General features: G+C 48.2%; 21 protein-coding genes. 15 read left to right on the top strand and 6 right to left on the bottom strand.

The genetic code is table 11. The features are described from left to right. The first annotated feature begins 122 nt into the window (after positions 1-122). The 5 genes from KNP93_RS13725 (at position 123) to KNP93_RS13745 (ending at position 4412) form a co-directional block, all read left to right on the top strand. Positions 123-1823, top strand: a complete 1701-nt coding sequence (locus tag KNP93_RS13725; RefSeq protein WP_012369176.1) for a glycoside hydrolase family 13 protein — start codon at positions 123-125, stop codon at positions 1821-1823. 113 nt (positions 1824-1936) lie between these two features. Continuing rightward, the gene (locus KNP93_RS13730) at positions 1937-2359 is read left to right on the top strand and encodes a YwiB family protein (RefSeq protein ID WP_255508413.1); all 423 of its coding nucleotides are present in this window, start codon (positions 1937-1939) and stop codon (positions 2357-2359) included. Then, positions 2349-2768, top strand: a complete 420-nt coding sequence (locus tag KNP93_RS13735) for a hypothetical protein (RefSeq protein WP_014969289.1) — start codon at positions 2349-2351, stop codon at positions 2766-2768. The genes KNP93_RS13730 and KNP93_RS13735 overlap by 11 nt, the downstream gene beginning before the upstream one ends. Positions 2769-2848: 80 nt before the next feature. Beyond that, entirely contained in the window at positions 2849-3289 is a 441-nt protein-coding gene (locus tag KNP93_RS13740; RefSeq protein WP_131503286.1) for an NUDIX domain-containing protein, read from the top strand. A 79-nt stretch (positions 3290-3368) separates the two neighbouring features. Beyond that, positions 3369-4412 carry a zinc-binding dehydrogenase gene (locus tag KNP93_RS13745; protein ID WP_214855788.1) on the top strand — a complete coding sequence of 348 codons (1044 nt, stop codon included), beginning with the start codon at positions 3369-3371 and terminating at the stop codon, positions 4410-4412. Positions 4413-4566: 154 nt separating this feature from the next. On the opposite strand, the gene KNP93_RS13750 is transcribed toward KNP93_RS13745, so the two are convergent. After that, on the bottom strand, positions 4567-4911 hold the full coding sequence (locus tag KNP93_RS13750) for a hypothetical protein (protein ID WP_012369181.1): 345 nt from the start codon (positions 4909-4911) through the stop codon (positions 4567-4569). A 202-nt stretch (positions 4912-5113) separates the two neighbouring features. Between KNP93_RS13750 and KNP93_RS13755 the strand changes: the two genes are divergently transcribed. From KNP93_RS13755 to KNP93_RS13780, 6 genes are all read left to right on the top strand, one after another. Next, entirely contained in the window at positions 5114-7246 is a 2133-nt protein-coding gene (locus tag KNP93_RS13755; RefSeq protein ID WP_131973391.1) for a (Fe-S)-binding protein, read from the top strand. A gap of 137 nt (positions 7247-7383) precedes the next feature. Continuing rightward, positions 7384-7782, top strand: coding sequence for a MerR family transcriptional regulator (locus KNP93_RS13760; protein WP_012369183.1), 399 nt, complete (start codon positions 7384-7386; stop codon positions 7780-7782). Between the two features lie 34 nt (positions 7783-7816). After that, positions 7817-9130, top strand: a complete 1314-nt coding sequence (locus KNP93_RS13765) for a hemolysin family protein (protein ID WP_131503289.1) — start codon at positions 7817-7819, stop codon at positions 9128-9130. Between the two features lie 176 nt (positions 9131-9306). Continuing rightward, on the top strand, positions 9307-10989 hold the full coding sequence (locus KNP93_RS13770) for a LytS/YhcK type 5TM receptor domain-containing protein (RefSeq protein WP_214855790.1): 1683 nt from the start codon (positions 9307-9309) through the stop codon (positions 10987-10989). Positions 10990-11091: 102 nt separating this feature from the next. Further along, the gene (locus KNP93_RS13775) at positions 11092-12120 is read left to right on the top strand and encodes an aldose epimerase family protein (protein WP_131503291.1); all 1029 of its coding nucleotides are present in this window, start codon (positions 11092-11094) and stop codon (positions 12118-12120) included. 71 nt (positions 12121-12191) lie between these two features. Continuing rightward, positions 12192-13046 carry a DegV family protein gene (locus KNP93_RS13780; RefSeq protein ID WP_131503292.1) on the top strand — a complete coding sequence of 285 codons (855 nt, stop codon included), beginning with the start codon at positions 12192-12194 and terminating at the stop codon, positions 13044-13046. Positions 13047-13108: 62 nt separating this feature from the next. Here the strand turns inward: KNP93_RS13780 and crcB (KNP93_RS13785) are convergent, their stop codons facing one another. Both crcB (KNP93_RS13785) and crcB (KNP93_RS13790) read right to left on the bottom strand, forming a co-directional pair. Continuing rightward, positions 13109-13465, bottom strand: a complete 357-nt coding sequence (crcB, locus tag KNP93_RS13785) for a fluoride efflux transporter CrcB (protein ID WP_131503293.1) — start codon at positions 13463-13465, stop codon at positions 13109-13111. Next, complete coding sequence (gene crcB / locus KNP93_RS13790; protein ID WP_131973387.1) at positions 13462-13863, bottom strand: fluoride efflux transporter CrcB; 402 nt, start codon at positions 13861-13863, stop codon at positions 13462-13464. The genes crcB (KNP93_RS13785) and crcB (KNP93_RS13790) overlap by 4 nt, the downstream gene beginning before the upstream one ends. A 261-nt stretch (positions 13864-14124) precedes the next feature. Between crcB (KNP93_RS13790) and KNP93_RS13795 the strand changes: the two genes are divergently transcribed. Continuing rightward, entirely contained in the window at positions 14125-15483 is a 1359-nt protein-coding gene (locus KNP93_RS13795; RefSeq protein WP_251138830.1) for a methyl-accepting chemotaxis protein, read from the top strand. Between the two features lie 101 nt (positions 15484-15584). Then, complete coding sequence (locus KNP93_RS13800; RefSeq protein WP_214855794.1) at positions 15585-16514, top strand: NADP-dependent oxidoreductase; 930 nt, start codon at positions 15585-15587, stop codon at positions 16512-16514. A 52-nt stretch (positions 16515-16566) separates the two neighbouring features. On the opposite strand, the gene KNP93_RS13805 is transcribed toward KNP93_RS13800, so the two are convergent. Next, complete coding sequence (locus KNP93_RS13805; protein ID WP_214855796.1) at positions 16567-17337, bottom strand: nucleotidyltransferase domain-containing protein; 771 nt, start codon at positions 17335-17337, stop codon at positions 16567-16569. A gap of 81 nt (positions 17338-17418) precedes the next feature. Continuing rightward, positions 17419-17790 carry a winged helix-turn-helix transcriptional regulator gene (locus KNP93_RS13810; protein WP_114597118.1) on the bottom strand — a complete coding sequence of 124 codons (372 nt, stop codon included), beginning with the start codon at positions 17788-17790 and terminating at the stop codon, positions 17419-17421. Positions 17791-17910: 120 nt separating this feature from the next. On the opposite strand from KNP93_RS13810, the gene KNP93_RS13815 reads away from it, so the two are divergent. Continuing rightward, positions 17911-18765: a VOC family protein gene (locus KNP93_RS13815; RefSeq protein WP_131973384.1), complete on the top strand. Its 855-nt coding sequence runs from the start codon at positions 17911-17913 to the stop codon at positions 18763-18765. Between the two features lie 53 nt (positions 18766-18818). Here KNP93_RS13815 and KNP93_RS15905 read toward each other — a convergent pair whose 3' ends face one another. Continuing rightward, on the bottom strand, positions 18819-19613 hold the full coding sequence (locus KNP93_RS15905) for an NUDIX domain-containing protein (RefSeq protein ID WP_188005035.1): 795 nt from the start codon (positions 19611-19613) through the stop codon (positions 18819-18821). A gap of 251 nt (positions 19614-19864) precedes the next feature. Between KNP93_RS15905 and KNP93_RS13825 the strand changes: the two genes are divergently transcribed. Further along, positions 19865-20455, top strand: a complete 591-nt coding sequence (locus tag KNP93_RS13825) for a DedA family protein (protein ID WP_131503300.1) — start codon at positions 19865-19867, stop codon at positions 20453-20455. The last annotated feature ends 177 nt before the right edge of the window (positions 20456-20632 follow it).

The raw sequence follows: 20632 nt of genomic DNA on the forward strand, positions 1-20632 counted from the left end.
TATAGGGTATCTGCGCAATCGGTTGCGCTTAATTAGAATGAACCGATGATTACTATAAAATATCAAGAATTAGTATAAAAAAACGGACAACAAAGACTGAAATACGAGAGGATTTATCCATAATGACACAAATGATACCGCGCCCTGAAACGGCACAAAAAACACTTACACGAGCTTGGTGGAAAGAAGCCGTTGCTTACCAAATCTATCCGCGCAGCTTTTATGATGCAAACAATGATGGAATCGGCGATATCCCGGGTATCATCGCAAAATTGGATTATCTGAAAGATCTCGGAGTCGATGTACTATGGATTTGCCCCATGTTCAAATCACCGAATGATGACAACGGATATGACATCAGTGATTATGAAGACATCATGGACGAATTCGGAACGATGGCCGATTTTGATTTATTAATGGAAGAAGCACATAAACGTGACATTAAAGTATTACTCGATTTAGTCGTCAACCACACGTCGGATGAACACCCGTGGTTCCTCGAATCCCGTTCGTCAAAAGATAATGACAAACGCGACTGGTACATCTGGAAGGATGCCGTCAACGGCGGTGAACCGAATAACTGGGAAAGTATCTTCGGCGGTTCCGCTTGGGAATACGATGAAAAGACCGAGCAGTATTTCCTGCACGTCTTCTCACGTCGTCAACCTGACTTGAACTGGCGGAATAAAGACATGCGCCAAGCGGTCTACACGATGATCAACTGGTGGCTCGACAAAGGGGTCGATGGTTTCCGGATTGATGCAATCAGCCACATTAATAAAGATCAGTCATACGCAGATCTTCCGAATCCACTCGGCATGCCGCACGTGCCATCGTTTGAGATGCACATGAATGTCGAAGGGATTCACGAATATCTCGAAGAATTGAAAAACGAGACGTTCTCAAAATACGACATCATGACAGTCGGTGAAGCAAACGGTGTAACGCCGGAAGAAGCAGATCTTTGGGTCGGAGAAGAAAACGGCAAGATGAACATGGTCTTCCAGTTTGAACACATGGACCTGTGGCGGGCGGATGCCGAAAAAGGCGTCGACGTTGTTAAACTGAAACAAGTTTTGACGAAATGGCAAAAAGGACTTGAAGAAACAGGCTGGAATGCACTGTATCTTGAAAACCACGATAAGGTCCGCTCCGTCTCCCTTTGGGGTGATGAAGGACAATACTGGAAACAAAGCGCGAAGTCACTTGCAATGATGTATTTCTTCATGCAAGGAACACCGTTCATCTATCAAGGACAAGAAATCGGGATGACGAACGTCCAGTTCCCGGATATCTCCGACTACGATGATGTCGCGACGAAAAACATGTACAACATGCAACTGGCATCAGGGAAAACACACGAAGAGATCATGGAAGTCATCTGGAACTCGTCGCGTGATAACTCCCGGACACCGATGCAGTGGACAAATGAACAAAACGGGGGTTTTTCGGAACAATCCCCATGGTTCGGTGTCAATCCGAACTTTGCCGACATCAACGTGGCGGCGCAGCAAGCCGATGAGGATTCGATCCTGAACTTCTATAAACGGATGATTCAAATCCGGAAGATGGAAGAGACGTTGATTTACGGAGAATACGATCTCATTCTTCCGGAAGATACAAAAGTCTATGGTTACACGCGGACGCTCGGAAACGAACAGTTCCTGATTGTGACGAACCTGAAAGACGAAGTGGCGGAAGTCGACACCGACATCATCCTCCATTCGGATAACATCATGCTTGCGAACTATGAGACAACGTATCATGAAGGAACCGAACTCACGCTTCAACCGTTCGAAGCACGCCTGTACCGCGTACGTTAAAACAAGGCTGGATTTGGCAGATGCCAAATCCAGCCTTTGCTGTCGTGAAAAAAGAAATCAAGAAGATGCAGGACAGAAGAAAATCGTGTACGCTAGACGATGAGGTGATAGAAGTGAAACCAGTACGTTACCCGGTCCGCCTGCGCCAAGTGACATCGATTCAGGATGACGCGGTGCGGGAGTCCGTTGAACTAGAAGCAGAGGGAACCTTGTTTGAAACAAAAGACGGGTTTGCTCTGAAGTTCATGCAAGAAGATGAACAACCGATCGATACGACCATCAAGTGGTCGCACGATCAGGTCGCCTTGAACCGGAAAGGTCCGGTCTCGATGCATCATGTCTTCATTTTAGGTCAGAAGACAAAAAGTGGTTATGAGAGCCAGTTTGGCCAAATGGTGATGGAGACGGAAACAGCTACCATCGAAATGACAGAACAACGGATGCAATTCCAGTACGAGCTGATGATGAACCATCAGCCGGTCGGCCTGTATACGATTGAATTAACTTGGGAACGGAGTGAAACACATGGCATTTGAACAAACAGTAAAAGAGATGGAACAGATGCTCGAAGAAGATTGGTTCGAGTGGTTAGAGAATGACGAACCGAAGTACAACGAGTGGCGCGATCAGCTCGAGGCGCTCGCAGAACAGGTCATGACGGAATACAATTCGAAGGTCGATTCCGATGCGATTGATTCGTTATTATTGATCAACGAAGATTTACCGGTCTTGTACGGAGAAGATACGGTCATGCTCTACACGGCGTTGCTTCATGCACGCAAGGAAGATGATTCGGTCTACGAACGGTACCTGACGATTTTAGGGGCGTTTTCAGAAGAAAACCATCCGGCCCTCCGCGAAGTCGAACAGGCTGTCGCGAAAAAAGATTACAAAACGGCGTATGCACGTGCCGTTAAATTACCGCAATCGCTTGGATTAGAATAAGTACGTGCCAAAGCAGTTCCATTCAAAGGATATTTGAACGGGCTGCTTTTTTTTATGTTCATGACACAGGGGGGATCAGCATGAGAACGTTATACCGGATTGTCGCTGCGATTGTCAGGCAGGAGCAGCAGTTGCTGTTGGTCAAAAATCAGGCGGATGGAGCGGAAGCGGTTTGGAGTCTGCCGGGCGGTGTGATTGAAGACGGTGAAACTTTAAAAGAAGCATTGCAACGGGAGATGAAAGAAGAGGCCGGGCTGTCCGTCGAAACGTTCGAACTGGCTTACGTCACAGAAAACTTCATCGAACAGTTTGACGCCCATAGTCTTGTCACGTATTTTGAATGTTCGGTGACAGGAGAGCTGTCACTGAACGATCCTGACCGAGAAGTCGTTGCCTGTCAGTGGGTGCCGATCGAACAGCTTGGGGACTATCTCCTGAATCGTGATGTGCTTGAACCGTTGCAGGATTATTTGAATGAGACATCCAAATCTTATTATCTGTACGAAAATATGGTCTGGTAATTTCACAGAATAAAGTCTAAAGCTTTTAAAAAGCGGACAAGGGATAAAGAGAAATTGTTTTAGAGATGGAGGAAAACATATGAAAGTTGTCCAAGTCAACGGATACGGCGGTGTCGAGCAACTCGAAGTCATCGAACGTCCAGTCCCGACACCGCGCGCTGGGGAAGTCCTGGTCGAAGTGAAAGCATGCGGCATCAACAACACAGAAATTTGGATGCGAGAAGGCGCCTACGGAACGGATGACAAATCGGGTTGGAAACCGGAGGGCGTTCAGTTTCCCCGTGTCCCTGGTTCCGATATCAGCGGCCGGATCATTGAAGTCGGGAGCGGTGTTGATCCCTCCCGGGTTGGTCAAGATGTCGTCCTGTTTCCGTTTACTTCAAGTGGCGCCGATGGAACGGAACATATCAGTGAAGATATGGCGTTCATCGGATCGGAATATGACGGGGGATACGCCGAGTATGTCGTCTGGCCGGCAACGCTCTGTTACGACATGCCGCTTGACGATTACGTCAAAAGTGCTGTTTTTTCCGTCAGTGGCTTGACGGCATGGCATATGAACGAACAACTCCAGTTACAGCCGGGACAAACCGTCCTCGTAACCGGAGCAAGCGGCGGTGTTGGCTCGTTGAACGTTCAAATCGCCTCGCGGGTGTTTGGAGCAACTGTGATTGCCGTCGTCGGCGACATGAAGATCGAACAGGAATTGAAGCGTCTTGGGGCGAAATACGTCGTGTCTTACCGTTCCGATCAATTGACAGAAGACATCCTAGCTGTTAACAGCGGACCAGTTGACGCAGTACTCGATGTCGTCGGGGATGCGTTATTTAAGACGGCTTTGGCGGTTCTGAAAAACGGCGGTAAATTCTGTATTTCCGGTTCTGCCGGCGGACAACAGACGAGCCTCGATTTTCGGATGCTGTACCTGAAGCACTTAACATTTTACGGCTCAGTGCTTGGAACGCGTGACGAGTTCGGACGGATGCTTGAAGCGATTGCTGACGGTAAACTCGAACCGGTCATTGATCGGACGTTTCCGCTTGAGGAAGCGGCGGCAGCCCAGTCGTATTTTAAAGAGACAGGCAAACTCGGGAAAATCGTGTTGATACTGAAGGCGGATTGAAGCCTATAGTTTTTTTCTGGAGGAGTCTTGGGAAGCGAATAAATTCTCGATAATTCAAAGAGGACACCGGAATTGAAATCCGGTGTCCTCTTTGAATATGAAGAGTGACGCATCCGTCATCCTTATTTTTTAGAGATAGTTACAGGAAAGAGTATTACACTGCTGATTGTGAAGTCGGAGTTTCAGATAACAACTTTGCATGAATTCCACGTTGTTTTAATGCTTGTTGGAATGAATGGTCGATCGGACGATAGCCTTTTTCGATTAAATCATTGATGTAAATTTTATTGTATAAGAAAGAAAAGACGATATTGACAATCCATCCCCCGAAACCGGCAGTCAAAAGTGTAGTGACGATACCGACAATCAATTGAATCAATCCCCATTTAATATCGCCTCGGAAAAATGCTGGAAAGAATCCAAAAAAGAATGTTGTCCATGAGAATCCCGCTTTTACTTCTTTAATTAAGCCGCTTGAATGTTGTAAAATTCCGTTCAAAGCCAATTACCTCCTATAAAATATACATATATTAGAACTTTTTAATTTTAACCTACTTATTTTTCAATTTAAACGGTTTTTTTGTAAGGTATAGTCAATGATTAAGATAGAAGAAAAAACAGTAAAATAATGAATGAATAGTCATTCATTATATGCTATACTCATATCAAATAATGGCTTTAGGGGGAAAGGGGCTTGTTTTATGGGGACATTTTTACTGATTAACTGGATCGCCTTCCTGCTTGTCGCAGGGTACGCGGGCTATTTATTCGTGACGCTCGTCAAGAGTCGGTACGAGGCGATTCGCCGGGGGAAAAAAGCGGAATGGACGCTGACGAACAAAGAACGTCTGAACGCTGTTCTCGTCAATGTCTTTGGGCAAAAGAAACTGCTGAAGGACAAGAAAAGCGGGACGATTCATGTCATGATGTTTTACGGATTTTTACTCGTTCAATTTGGAGCGATTGATTTCATCTGGAAGGGGCTCGCAGTCGGACAACGCTTCCCGCACATCCCGCTCGGTCCACTGTATCCGATTTTTACATTTTTCCAGGAAATCGTTATGCTCGTCATTCTGGTGGCGGTCGTTTGGGGATTCTACCGCCGCTATGTTGAAAAATTGGTCCGTCTGAAACGGAACTTCATGGCCGGTCTTGCCTTGATTTTCATCGGCGGTCTGATGGTCGCTGTTCTGTTCGGAAACGGATTTTTCTTAGTCTATGAAAATCATTCCACGTTCGGTGAACCGGTCGCGTCGGCGATTGCCTTCCTATTCAGCTGGGTGCCGCAACAAGTCGCCTTTGGATTGTTTGTCTTCTTCTGGTGGGCGCACTTGCTGTTCTTACTCAGCTTCATGGTCTATATCCCGCAAGGCAAACACGCCCACCTGATTGCCGGAACAGCCAATGTCTGGCTTGGCCGGACATCAAAAGTCGGACGGATCACGCCCATCGATCTGTCAGTCATGGAAGAAGCAGAAGATGACGAGGCGGAGTTCAGTTTCGGGGTTAACCGGATCGAAGATTTTAATCAAAAACAACTCGTCGATTTATATGCCTGTGTCGAATGCGGCCGCTGTACGAATATGTGCCCGGCCAGCGGAACAGGAAAAATGCTGTCACCGATGGACCTGATCGTTAAACTTCGTGATCACCTCAACATGAAAACGGCAGCGATCACGCAAAAGTCACCGTGGGCACCGGCTTTCGCCTTTGAAGGATCACAAGGCAATCAAATTGCGTCACTTGCCGCAGCCGGACAGATGGATGTCGTCCCGGATTCTTTAATCGGCAACGTTATCACGGAAGAAGAAATTTGGGCGTGTACGACATGCCGGAACTGTGAAGATCAATGTCCGGTCATGAACGAACACGTCGATAAAATCATCGATCTCCGTCGTCACCTCGTGATGATGGAAGGGAAAATGGATCCTGAGATGCAACGGACGATGGCGAATATCGAACGCCAGGGGAATCCATGGGGCATGAACCGGAAGGAACGCGAAAACTGGCGCAAGACGCGCGAAGAGCTGGTCGTGCCGACAGCAAAAGAAAAGAAAAAAGCCGGCGAAACGTTCGAATACCTCTTCTGGGTCGGCGCGATGGGCTCGTACGACAGCCGCAGTCAAAAAATCGCGATGGCGTTTGCACGGATTCTGAATGAAGCGGACATCTCGTTTGCGATTCTCGGAAACGATGAGAAAAACTCAGGCGATACACCACGCCGGATCGGAAACGAAGTTCTGTTCCAGGAACTGGCGGAAGCAAACATCAAATCGTTTGAGAAATATGACGTCAAAAAAATCGTCACGATTGATCCGCATGCGTACAATACATTCAAAAACGAGTATCCTGACTTTGGTCTCAGCCCGGATGTTGAAGTCTATCACCATACCGAGTTGCTCGCGCGGTTGATTGACGACAAAAGGATTACACCAACCCATGAGGTCAGTGAACGGGTCGTCTATCATGATTCGTGTTACCTCGGTCGTTACAATGATATTTATGACGCACCACGCTACATCCTGGAGAAAATTCCGGGCATCACACTGGTCGAAACGGAACGCAACCGCGAAAAAGGTATGTGTTGCGGAGCCGGCGGCGGTATGATGTGGCAGGAAGAAAAAGTCGGCGCTCGGGTGAACGTCGCCCGGACGGAACAGTTGTTGACGGTCCAACCGTCCGTCATCGGATCTGCTTGTCCGTACTGTCTGACGATGCTCAGCGACGGAACGAAGGCGAAAGAAGTCGACGAGCAGGTTGCGACGTATGATGTCGTCGAACTGCTCGAACGGTCAATCGTCGGAACACCGATGAAGGAAGCGGTAACAAACTAAGTTCAAAAAATAGCTTGAGCAAACGGAACGTCTCCTCTGAGAAAGAGGAGGCGTTTTTTAAAGGCGCCTAATAAGCATAACGTTGTTGTGTACGGTTTAACCGTGGTATGATAAAAGCATTATTTAATGAGAGGGAGGTGAGGATCTTTGGGAAGGCGTTGCTTAAAATCGGTCAGGTCGCGGAGGCCACCGGCTTATCAAAACGGACCATCGACTACTATACATCGCTCGGTTTATTAACAACAGAGCGGACACCGGCTGGTTATCGTTTGTATACGGAAGATGTCGTCCAGCATATTCAAAAGATTGAGTATTTAAAGACACAACGGCTGTCCCTGCAAGAGATTCTTGCTTTCTTCACCGAGCGTGAAGTCAAAACGGGTGACGCCATTTATCAAGAAGTACAGCAGCTTCAAGAAAGCGTCAACGGGCTCGAACAGCGTTTATTGCAATCGACCGACTATGAGAAACAGGAGATTCGTCTCGAACTGTCTCAACGTCTGACGTTGATTGCTTCCCTGATTGCGCAGCTGTAACAATAAAATGGAGGTGACCCCTGTTTAGGGGATTTTGGATACTATATTATTTATCAATTTATTTTTAGTGGTGTTATTGATAGTTTTGACCGCGTTTTTCGTCGGATCAGAGTTTGCCGTCGTTAAGGTACGGATGTCCCGTCTGGATCAAATGATTCAGGAAGGAAACAAAAGTGCCATCCTGGCGAAGAAGATTGCCGGAGACCTCGATTATTACTTGTCTGCTTGTCAGCTGGGAATCACGGTGACAGCACTTGGTCTTGGGGCACTAGGTGAACCGACCGTCGAAAAAATCCTGCACCCGGTGTTTGATGAATTCGGTGTCTCGGCTGCTGTCTCGACTTTGTTGTCGTTCGGGATTGCCTTTGTTTCCGTGACGTTCCTACACGTCGTCATCGGAGAACTGGCACCGAAGACACTTGCGATTCAATACGCGGAAAAGATGACGTTGTTGTTTGCCCGTCCACTGTACATTTTCGGGAAAATCATGTATCCGTTCATTTGGTTACTCAATGGTTCGGCCCGCTTTTTCCTTGGATTATTCGGTGTCAAACCGGCTGGTCATGAACAAGCCCACTCAGAAGATGAATTGAAAATCATCATGGCACAAAGTTTTCAAAGCGGAGAAATCAATCAGACGGAACTCGCACTGATGCAGAACGTGTTTGCGTTTGACGAGCATGTCGTCAAAGATTTGATGGTGCCGCGGATGCGAATGGCGACGATCTCAGAACGGTTGTCAAAAGACGAGCTGATGGAAATCTTCATGGATAATCCATTTACCCGTTATCCGGTGACGGAAGAAAATGATAAAGACCGGATTCTTGGTTATGTCAACGTCAAGGAGATGTTGACGGACTTCGCCAACGGAAACAATCATCCGGTTACACATTACGTGAAGGATTTACCGGTCGTCTCGGAAGTCACGTCGCTGCAGGACACGTTGCGAAAGATGAAGAAAACACGCTCGCATATCGTATTGGTCGTCGACGAATACGGCGGAACGGCCGGAATCGTCGCGATGGAAGACTTACTCGAAGAAATCGTCGGTGAAATTCGCGACGAGTTTGATACGGATGAAGTCGAAGAAATCCAGGAGTTGCCGAACAATGAATACCTCGTTGCCGGTACCGTGTTGCTTGAAGATCTCGAAGACCGATTCGGTTTGACGTTTACGAACGATGAAGACGTCGATACGATCGGTGGTTGGATTCAGATGCACAACATCGATCTGCAACCGGGAGAACACATTGATACGGAATCCTTCTCGGTCGAAGTGATGGAGATGGAGAACTATCAAATCAACCAGATCAAATTGTGGTTACACCCGCTCGAACGAGCAGAATAATCCGAAGTGTCTTTCGTCTCGTACGAAAGACGCTTTTTTTTTCGGTAAGACGTCAGTCGGAAAATGAAGTTTAAAACGAATGTGCAAAGAATGAACACGTTGGTAGGGAAACGGGGGCGGGAGCGGGAAAGAGTAAGGAGAGGAAAGATTATTTTTTCTGAGAAGGGAGACGTCCAGTGCTCGAGCAAATCCCGTTTTTACTCAGCCGCTTAGGCATGTTAGCCTTATTGGCTTTTTTATTGTCACAATGGCGCATATCACGCCATTTGTTTCAAACGTCGTCGCGCCGCAGTCATCGTTTTATTTTACTGAGTGTGTTTGTCGTATCGGGTATTTTGATGAACTATGCCGGAATTGGTCTTTCGGCTGATAAGACGATTGATCCGTTACTCGGGTTAGCCGTTTCACCGGAGCAATGGATTGTCGACACCCGATTGACGATCATCGTCACCAGCGGTCTGCTGGGGGGACCGCTCGTCGGTGGTGTGACCGGTTTGCTGGTCGGATTTCACCGCTATTATCTTGGTGCATCCGGTGCGGAATCAGCCTGGATCATTGCGGTCGGAACCGGATTGTTGAGTGGGATGTACAGCCGCCAGTGGAGCAGGAAAGACGGCTATTCCCTGCTCCAACCGATCGGCATCGTCTTAAGTGCCGTCATCCTCGATATTGGAGTCGCATTGATTTTGGCACCGGACCAGGCGCGTGTGTTGGAGTTGACACGTCAAGCTGTCTTCCCGATGTTATTTACGAATGCAGTCGGAATCAGTGTCTTCATCGCCATCTTACGGACGCAATTAAGGCTCGAGAACGAATTGTTCGTTCGCGAATCCGCACGTTCCTATCGTTTACTGGATGCGATTCGTCCGCTACGTAAAAATGGCATGACGGTTGATGTCGCCCGGCAAATCGGATCGACCATCCTGGAAGAAACGAAAATCAACCGGGTCGTTTTACTTGGACCGGATGGGATTTTAGCCGATGTCCGGACGGGACACGATACAGCCGATTTATTCCAGCATCAGACGATTTTGGACTGGGTGGAGACAGCTGTCGTTTACCGGTCGGAAGATGAGTTGACGCGTCAAATCGTCTCGTTTCATCCACTACTCATCGAGGGCAAGAAAGCGGGCATCGTCTGTTGGTTTCCGGCTCATCTGTTCGATGATACGATGGAGTGGACGATGGAACAGTTGGTGGATCTCCTGGCACGCGAACTCGTCGTTCACCAAGAAGAGCAACTGAATCAATTTCCAAACACCAGCATCAAACCGATTCTGAGTCCGAACTATCTCCTCGGCATCGTCGATGAAATCCATCAGACAGCTGATCCGGATACCCCGGTCAAACACCAACTCGAAGCGTTGCGACAGCTTCTTACGACCGCACGACGACTTGATCTGTATCCTTTTCGTGAAGAATTACTGACCTTAAAATCGTATCTGTCGCTGGAAGGAATCCGCCGACACCATCCATTGACACCGGCTGCGGTCACGATTGATTTGGATATCGAAACGGCCGTTGAAGAGCATTTTGTTTTTCCGTTGCTCGTGACACAGCTTGTCGATAATGCGTTACGGCATGCGTTTCCCGAAAGCGGTCCGTATCACCGGATTGATGTTCGGGCATTTCAGGAAGAAACACACTGGATGCTTGAAGTATCGGACAATGGGGTCGGTGTACCGGCTGAATTCCTGAAACGCTGGAAGCAGGATAAAAAAACGGAAACGAGTAATTTATTTTTATTACGACGTGCTCTTCACCGGAGATACGGGGAACAGGCGAGTTGTACGATTCATTCACGCCCCGGTGGAACACACCTGAAACTGATGTTGCCTCTTACGACCGACCAAGTGTAATGATCGTTCGATTCTGATTGCCGGAATCGGACGATTGTTTTTTTTTAGCCAATCCTGGGTAAAAATGAAAGCAAGAGTAGATCGATACAGGAGGATAAGCGCATGATTACAACAAAAGAAGTCGGGTTTTCCGGCGAGCAGCCGATCATCGCTTTTACATTGATGAATCGTAACGGACACAGTGTGGAATTACTCAATTTGGGCGGGAAAATCACGGCAATCCGTGTTCCGGATCAACACGGGACCATCGAGAACGTCGTCCTGGCCTTTGATGATATGGAAGAATATTTAGAGGATCCCCACCACTTGGGGGCAACAATCGGCCGGGTCGGCGGCCGGATTGCCAACGGTGCGTTTGCATTAGAAGGGATGAACTACATCCTGGAACAAAATGAAGGAGAACATCACCTTCACGGAGGAAGCGTCAACTGGTCGAACCGTTTTTTTGATTATGAAATCGACGGTGAACAGTTACATCTGCTCCTGACGAGCCCGGACGGAGAAAACGGTTATCCGGGTCAACTCGATGTCCGGTTGACGATTGACTGGACGGACGACGACGCTTTGATTCTGACGTACCACGCGACGACGACGGCCTCGACACCGTTCAGTCCGACGAACCACACGTATTTTAATTTGACGGGAAATGCGAAAACGACGATTGAGCAGCACCGTCTCCGGATGGATGCCCCGTTTTACGTCCCGTTAAATGCAGAGTCCGTTCCGACAGGCGAGATTTTATCCGTCAACGAGACGGTCTTTGATTTCCGGACAGCCCGCTCGTTGTATGAAGTGACACATGCGAGTGACGAAGCGTTGCGTCAGGCAGGCAGTGGTGTCGACCACCCGTTTTTATTAAAAGAAGGCGGTGAAATCGTCTTGGAGGAACCGGTCAGTGGTCGGATGTTACAGGTGAAAACCGATCAGCCGGGTGTCGTCGTCTATACCGGAAACCATTTGGCCGGTGAGTTTACGATTGCCGGGCGACGGGCGACACCGTATCTCGGAATTTGTCTCGAAACACAAGGATTGCCGGACGCCATCAATCAGCCCGATTTTCCGTCTGTTGTTTTACGTGCCGGCGAGGTCTATGAAAAACGGACGACGTTCCAATTTAGTCGAGTGCAGTAACGTTTTTTTGCTGACATCCGAAGCGAATGTGGTAGGATAAAGCGAGAAGAATCTAACGGAGGCATAGGAAAATGACTAAAATAGCATGGGTGACCGATAGTATGGCCTATTTCAAAAAAGAAGAGGCGGAAGCAATCGGTGTGAATGTCGTACCAATTCAAATCTTGCTTGGTGACACAGCCTACAATGAAGATACGATTACGGTCGAACGGTTGTTTCGGGCACTGGAAGCAGATAAAAAGCTGGTCGCCAAAACGTCACAACCGATTTTCGGGGAATTCGTCGGGACGTATGAACGCTTAAAAGAAGAAGGATACGACTGTGCGATTGCGGTCCACTGTACGAACGGTCTGTCGAGTACGGTCCAAAGTTCCGCTTCAGCAGCGGAAGCAGCAAGCTTCCCGGTCCACATCATCGATTCGCATACGGCGTTTGAAAATCAGCAGGAGTTCATCCGTTACGGGATGGCACTGGAAGCGGAAGGTAAGTCGGTCGAAGAGATTACGGCGGCTTTACAAGCGTTAGCGAAAAAAACGCACTTTTATATGATTGTCGGGAACATGGAGACGATGCGCCGGGGCGGACGTGTCTCGTCCGGTGATTTGTTCCTCGCAAACCTGCTCAGCATTAAACCGATCATCACGACGGATGAATCGGGAAAAATCGTTCCGTTTAAAAAAGCCCGTTCCCTGAAAAAAGCCTACATCGAAATCATCAAACAGGTCGAAGAAGCGATGCGTCAGCATACGTTTTATAAAAACCGGATTTATGTCGCGACGACGATGGCACCTGAGATGGCAGCCGATTTACGGACACAGGTCGCAACAAAATTCCCGGAACTAACGGTGCTCGACGGCACGTTTGGTCCGGCCATCGGAACACACGCCGGTGCAGAAACCGTTGGCTTGTTCTGGCTGAATGACTAAAAAATAAAAACGAACAAGAACCAGGAATTGTTCCCGTGTGCCGGGGCAAGTCCTGGTTCTTTTTAGATATTTAATGAAACAATGATTCCTAAAAATGCGGCACTGATGCCAAGGAGATAACTGAGTCCGAGGTAAAGGGTCAGCGTTTTTCTGTTTTGATTCTGAACGAGTTGCAGTGTCTCGAGCTTAAACGTCGAAAACGTCGTAAAGGAACCGAGAAAACCCGTGCCGAGCAATAACGTCCATGTCGAATCCAAATGCGAACCGATGACGAGACCGAGTAAAAAAGAACCGAGGATGTTGATGACGAATGTCGCGAGTGGAAAATCCTTTTTCCAAAATGTTTTCATCCACTGGCTGACGGCAAACCGGCTGATGGCACCAAAAAAAGCACCGGTCGCAAGAGCAACAAGATTCATGAAGCGTCCTCCTTCTGAAACAGACGTAACCGTCTTGTCCCGAGTGTGTAGCCGAGATAAGACATCAATAATCCGCCGAACAAACTGATGCTGATATAGAGAAGGGCGTAACCGTAAAAACCGCTCCGTAACAGTTCAACGGATTCGACACTGAACGTTGAAAATGTCGTAAAGGAACCGACAAAACCGGTTCCGAGCGCCGTCATCGCGTATTGATGAAGCAACGTCGTCTTAAATAGAAAGTGCGTCGCGTACCCCAAGACGAAACAGCCGATCAGATTAATGCTTAATGTCGCCCACGGAAACGTTCCGACGGCAAAATGAGTGATAAAAAGGCTGAGACCATAACGGGCGGAAGCACCGAGGATACCAGCCAGTCCGACTAATACATATAACATCTGAAGCCGCCTTTCTGTCCATTTTGTATTTACCATACGCTTTTCTGAAATCAAGCGTCAAGTTGTGAAAATGAGCGGGAATACTTCACGTCTTCTTCAAACTGGACGATAAGAAAGGGTACGAATCCAACAGAAGGAGTTTTGCAGATGGTCTCACCCCTTGAAAGACTGAGTACGAAAATTCTCTCTCGTCTCATTGCCTCATTAATTACAATCGCGCATCCTTTGATTTTCATTTTTGTTCAACTGGACTATGTGCCCATGAGTGTATTTTATCAATTTTTGGTCGGAGGTCTGTTACTGACGGTCGCCTTGCTGGGGGGAAATCGTTTTTTTGGCGATCAGCTCAGCGGAAAATATATTCAAATCATATTGACCTATCTGGTACTGGCACTTGTCCTTGTGACCTTGCCAACTCAAAGTATCTGGACGATTGCTTATCTGTATTTAACGATTTCAGTCATCTACCTCATTCCCCATTTAGTCGTAGTGGCAGGTTTGCTCGGATTACTGGAATTGTTACTCTTTACGGTTTTTGGAACGATTCAGTTTTCAAATCTGTTTGATATGATTGTCGCATTCGTCATCTATCTGATGGTTTTTTCAGCAGCCACGTTTGTTGCTGTCTTCGGACGAAATGTCATGCGGGAAGTCAAACGCCAACAGGAGAAGGCGGAGCATTACGCAGCAAGCTCACAGCTGACGCTTGAGCAATCAGCCGCTACAGCAACCGATGTCACGACGTTCACGGCAGGAATGAGTGAAACCGTCGATACGGCGAAAGTGTCATTTGAAAAAATTGATCAGGCGATGCAGATGTTAGCCGATAACTCGTCGAAAAATGCCCAATCCGTCCGGCAGATTAAACGGATGAACACGGATAACGTTGCGTTGATGACGGATGTCGCGACAGCCGTCGACCGGGCACTTGCCCTCAGTTCTTCGTCGAAGGTGACGGCTGAACAAAGCCGCGAGACCATCAGCGAAGCCGGTGAATCATTACAAGAACTGACCGCGAGCATGGACGAATCCGTCACTGCGTTTGGACAGCTTGCTGGACGTTTTAAAGAAATTGTTACGATTACCTCCAGCATCAATGCCATCGCGACGCAAACGAACTTATTGAGCTTAAACGCATCGATTGAGGCGGCACGCGCCGGAGAGTTCGGAAAAGGATTTACCGTCGTCGCCCAGGAAATCCGTAATTTGTCGGCACAGACGGCGGCCGCCTCGACCGAAATCAATCAAATCATCGAACGGGTCGATCGTGATGTCATGCAGACCGGTAATTCGATTGATGCCAGTACCAGCTTGCTGCGGCAGCAGGAGGCCCGGATGCAAAGAAGTCAAGACGCCTTGCAGACGATTGCGACGGATTCCAATGATTCCGTTCAGGCAATCAGTGGAGCGCAGCAACAATTCGTGACGATCACGAACAGTCTGACGAACATTGCGCAGGCAACCGAACAACTGGATGCTTTCATGGATCTGTTGCTGACGAGCAGTGATCAATTGTCCGGTCTGACACGGTCACAAGTCGAACAAATCGTTGATTTACAGCAGGCAATCCATACGTTAAATGCCACGGCCTTAACACTGCAACAGACAGCGCATACCTGACAGGCGTGTACCGATTCGAAAGAGCCGGTACACTTTTTTCGTTTGTCGCAAGTCTTGAAAGGGAACAACTAAAAGGTAAAACAATCAGAGGAGGAAATGACATGAAAGCAGCTTATATTGAACAGTATGGTGGATCGGAACAATTTAAAGTAGGGGAACTCGAACGTCCGATCGTCGGAGCAGACGATGTCTTGATTGCGATTCATGCGGCGAGTGTCAATCCTGTTGATTGGAAACTGCGTGAAGGATACTTAAAGGAAATGCTCAGCTATGATATGCCGCTGATTATCGGTTGGGATGTCTCCGGTGTGATCGAAGAAGTGGGGGCGAACGTGACGGATTTAAAAGTCGGCGATGAAGTGTTCAGTCGTCCGGATATTGCCCGTCAAGGGACGTATGCGGAGTATGTCGCGGTGGATGCCCATCTTGTCGTCAAGAAACCGGAGGCCCTGACGTTCGAAGAGGCAGCATCACTGCCGCTCGTCGCCCACACGGCCTGGCAGGTCATGTTTGAAGTGATGGACGCGAAAGCGGGAGATAAAATCTTTATCGGTGCCGGTTCAGGCGGTGTCGGAACGGTTGCGATCCAGCTTGCGAAAGCACACGGTCTTCATGTCATCACATCGACGAGCACGAAAAACGTCGACTGGGTCAAAGCGCTTGGAGCAGACGAAGTCATCGATTACAAACAGCAGGATCCGGCAGAAACTGTCCGCGATCTGGACTTTGTGTTTGATACAATGGGCGGCGACGACCAGGCGAAGCTGTACCAGATGCTCAAACCGAACGGAATGCTCGTTTCCATTTCGACACCACCGGATGAAGAACAGGCAAAACAGGCGGATGCCCGTGTTGCTTACGTCTTCATGCAACCGACAGGCGAGCGGCTTCAACATATCGCGCAAGCCGTAGAACGGGGAGAATTAAAACCGGTCGTCGATCGGATTTTCGATTTGGATCAAATCAAAGAAGCGCATGATTATGGAGAAGAAGGTCATGCGAAAGGGAAAATTGTCATTAAAGTGAAGTAAGCACATGAAAAGCCGGTTTCCTTGCTCAAGGAACCGGCTTTTTCTATGGCGTCTAACAAACTTGTTTTGATTCGAGCAACCGGTCGAGCAACTGTAACGTGTCCGGTTGATCGATCAGCATCTGTTGCAAGTGTGGCAATTCAGCCTGTAACAATTCCCGGTAAAGACGAGCGGCTTCGTGATGGGTGGCCGGAACGAGGACATCATAAATCGCTTCAAGGCGCAGGCGTGGAGCGTCCGGTAAATAATCAGCAACCGTTTTTAAACCGAGTTGTGCCCGGTCGGGAACATACCGATGTAATAGGACTTTGGCAAATTTGATCAGTGCGCTCCGCAACATCTCGACTGCCCATAAGGCATTCCTGCGTCCGGCTGCTTTTTGATACTGGAACAGGAACCAGACGGCATCAATCGCTTCATCCGCAGCTTCCTGTGTCCCGAGTGCCAAAGAGGAGGTCTCGACGGACGCATCGAGTTGTCTTTTCGGATCATACAAGACACGAATCGTATCGGAATGGTTTAACGATTCGCGGGTCACCGTAAACAGATCGACATGCAAAAGATCGTCATATACGACAATCAGTTGCGGGGCGACAATAAAGAGGTCGTCTTTCCAGATGATTGGGCGATAGACGGACAGGTGGGTCAGTCGACGGGTTAAAAATTTCGCCATCCGTTCTTCGGACACGAGACAATAGAGGTCGATATCCGAATAGACATCTTCTTCACCACGTCCAAATGAACCTTTCAAAAAAATGGCTTCGACAGCAGGATCTTGTTTAAAACGTGTTACTAGCTGTTCAATCGCATGAAGTTGATGCATGGGTTTCGCTCCCTTACGTAGTCTATTCAGTCAGTATACGTGAAATAAGGGAGATTATTCCATAAAAAAAGAGCGATTCATTTAAAATGAATCGCTGGTACTAGAAATAGTGACATCTTGAAGCATGTCTTTCTGAGCCAAATGCTCGACATGTTTTTCGCCCCAGGCATTGATGGCATTTAAAACAGGAATCAGTGTTTTTCCGTAATCCGTCAGTGAATATTCGACGCGGGGCGGGACGACCTGATAGATTTCCCGGTGGACGATATCGTTCAGCTCCAGTTCCCGGAGCTGAGCGGTTAACATTTTTTGCGTGATATTCGGGAGATTTCGTTTCAATTCACTGAACCGGAGCGTGTCGTGGGTGATCAGTTCGAGCAAAATCGACGGCTTCCATTTCCCGGTCAGGATTTCGAGTGCCGTCTCGACGCGGCAGCTTGGTGTCTCTTCCATGGCTGTTCCTCCTTCATGGTATCGTTTAGGATACTATACCACTTCTTTGTGCCTACTTCCGTTCTCTTCACTTCTGACTGATAATGAAGATACGAAGCGAACTTATGAGGAGGAAACAAGATGAACATCAATCCAAATATTACACTGGGACCGGTCAGCTTACGGATTACCAATCTGGAACAATCGATTGCGTTTTACCGGGATGCACTGGGGCTAACCGTTTTAACACAAGACGAGAAAACGGCAACACTCGGTGCAAAGACAACACCACTCGTCATTTTGGAGCAACACAGTACGGCAAAACAACTTCCGAAAAATTCGGTGGCGGGGCTGTATCATTTCGCGATTTTATTACCGAACCGGAAAGAACTAGGATTTGTCATCCGGAATCTGATTGCCCAAGGAATTGAACTCGGGCAAGGGGATCATCTCGTCAGCGAAGCTTTTTATTTATCGGATCCGGACGGAAACGGGATTGAGATTTATGCCGACCGTCCGCGTGATACCTGGACGTATGAAGCAAATGGAGACGTCAAAATGACGACAGATCCGGTCGACTGGCAAAGTATGCTCGTCGAGGCGGGAGAGGAAGACTGGTACGGCATGCCGGAAGATACCGTCATGGGACATGTCCATTTCCATGTGAAGTCACTTGAAGCGGCCCGGAAGTTTTATGTCGAGACACTTGGGTTTGATGTCGCAGCGGACGCGTCCCGGATGCGGGCGTTGTTCCTGGCTGCCGGCGGCTATCATCACCATATCGGAACAAACGTCTGGTCAGGCGTTGATGCGCCGAAAACACCGGAGGATGCCGTTGGACTGACTTACTGGACACTGATTTATCCGGACGCGGCTTCGCGCGAAACGGCAGTCGCAGCACTCAATCAATCACCGTATGAAGTGAAGCGACAAGCAGACGCGATTTACGTGACAGATGATGCCGGAATCACTGCCCGATTAATGGCTCAAGCCTGATGAATCCATAGAAAAAAGCGATTTCGTCATCGAAATCGCTTTTTTGACGTTTCTTAATTTTGACCGGATAAAGCCGACGGGGCATTGCCGTCATAACGGCTGATCAGTTCATAGGGCCGGACTTTATATAAGGCATGCGGGAAGTAATGTGGATCCATCGCATCGAGCGTCCGCAACTGGAAGTGTTCCCGTTTGATATAGGTGTCGATGTTCTCCCGGTTCAAGTCGAAGAAGCCGACTTCCGCCGTCTCGCCTTCTTGCGGACGGAGCTCGCCGCCGGTATAGGTACCACGGAAAGCGACACAAAGGACGTGACTTGAGATATTTTGATAGATACCGGTAATGCCTTCAATCGTGACATCCGCTCCGGTTTCTTCTTTGACTTCCCGTTTAACAGCATCGAGAATCGATTCGTGGTTCTCGACTTGTCCACCCGGCATTTCATACGTGTCACCACGATGGAGATTTCGGACGAGCAGGACTTCGCCGTCTTCATTTGTAATATAAGCGGTGACACTGACGATGGCGCGTGGCGGAGCATAGACGCCGGTTGCCGTCAAAAAGTCTTCCGTTGATTTAATATAAAGGTTTTTTCCGAGACGAGCGCGTTTTTTCATCGCTTCGCGGCGTAACGTACTGCCACGGACGTCCCGGTCGACTTGTTCGTAATGTTCGCGATCACGGTATTCCCAAATCGCAATGACTTCATCTTCTGCTTCATTCACCCAGCGACCAACAAGACGGGCGCCGTGGCTGATTTGTAAAGGGTAGAGATACGTGTGAAAGAACTCGGTAAATTCCTGCAGTCGTTCCGGGCGGATCGTATAGGTCTTCCGGCGATGTAACATGGAAATTCCTCCTCTATCTTTTAAGCAGTTAGGTTCCTTGACTACCTTCTCGCATCAGGGGGAATATCCCTGCTTTTCTGTCGGATTCGATGTGAAAAAAGCGACTTTGCAGGCGTAGGAATCTTTGCGCATGTAAAAGAATATTTTTGTAGCAAGAAGCAGAAAAAGAAAAAAGAAAGAAAAGAAGAGGGCTCAACTCAAGAAAATTCGGGCATACTTTACTTATAGAGAGAAAAAAAGGACGTGAGAGAATGGTAGATGTTATGGCATTGGTCCGATTAGCCGGCGGGATTATGTTTACGCCGCTGTCAGATGACGTCCTGATGATGGGATATGCTGCGTTACGAGTCCGGGAAGGAATTCATCCGGTTTTGATTTGGTTAGCCGCATGGCCTGTCTTTTTTATTGCCTTTGCCTGGTTCTATCTGTTGGCACGCTTTTTCCGTGAAATTCCACTCGTCAAACGGTTGATGAAATCAAAATTCCTGGAGCAGGCTGAATCGATTTTAGAACGCCGTGGACTATGGGCAATCGGGTTGTCGTTCTTTTTACCGGGTGTCCGGCACCCGATTCATTACGTAGCCGGGTTACTTGGTTATCCGTTACCACGGTATTTAGCAATGACATTCTTTGCGGCAGGGCTGTACACCGGATTATGGACGTTCTTGATTGTCCGAATCGGTGAAGCTGTCACATGGTCGGAACTCGGAATATGGTTAAGTGAACATCCAGGTATGGTACTTGTAATTATGGCAGCGTTATTGACAATTATTATTTCAGGTGTCGTGCACGCAAAACGGCGAAATCGTCTAAAAAAAGAAGAAGAATTCGTCACGGAATAAAAACATCCCCTTCAGAAATGATTCCTAAAGGGGATGTTTTTGGTTTAGGTGTAAACTCTTATGCGTTTTGACGTTTGCGTGCGAGGATGATTCCGGCTGCACCGAGTGCAAGACCGAAGAGAGCGATCGCACCAGTTGTACCTGCTGTATTGTTGTCGCTCATGCCGCCGTTACCTG

The sequence above is a fragment of the Exiguobacterium sp. s166 genome, from assembly GCF_018618855.1.
GTDB lineage: Bacteria > Bacillota > Bacilli > Exiguobacteriales > Exiguobacteriaceae > Exiguobacterium_A.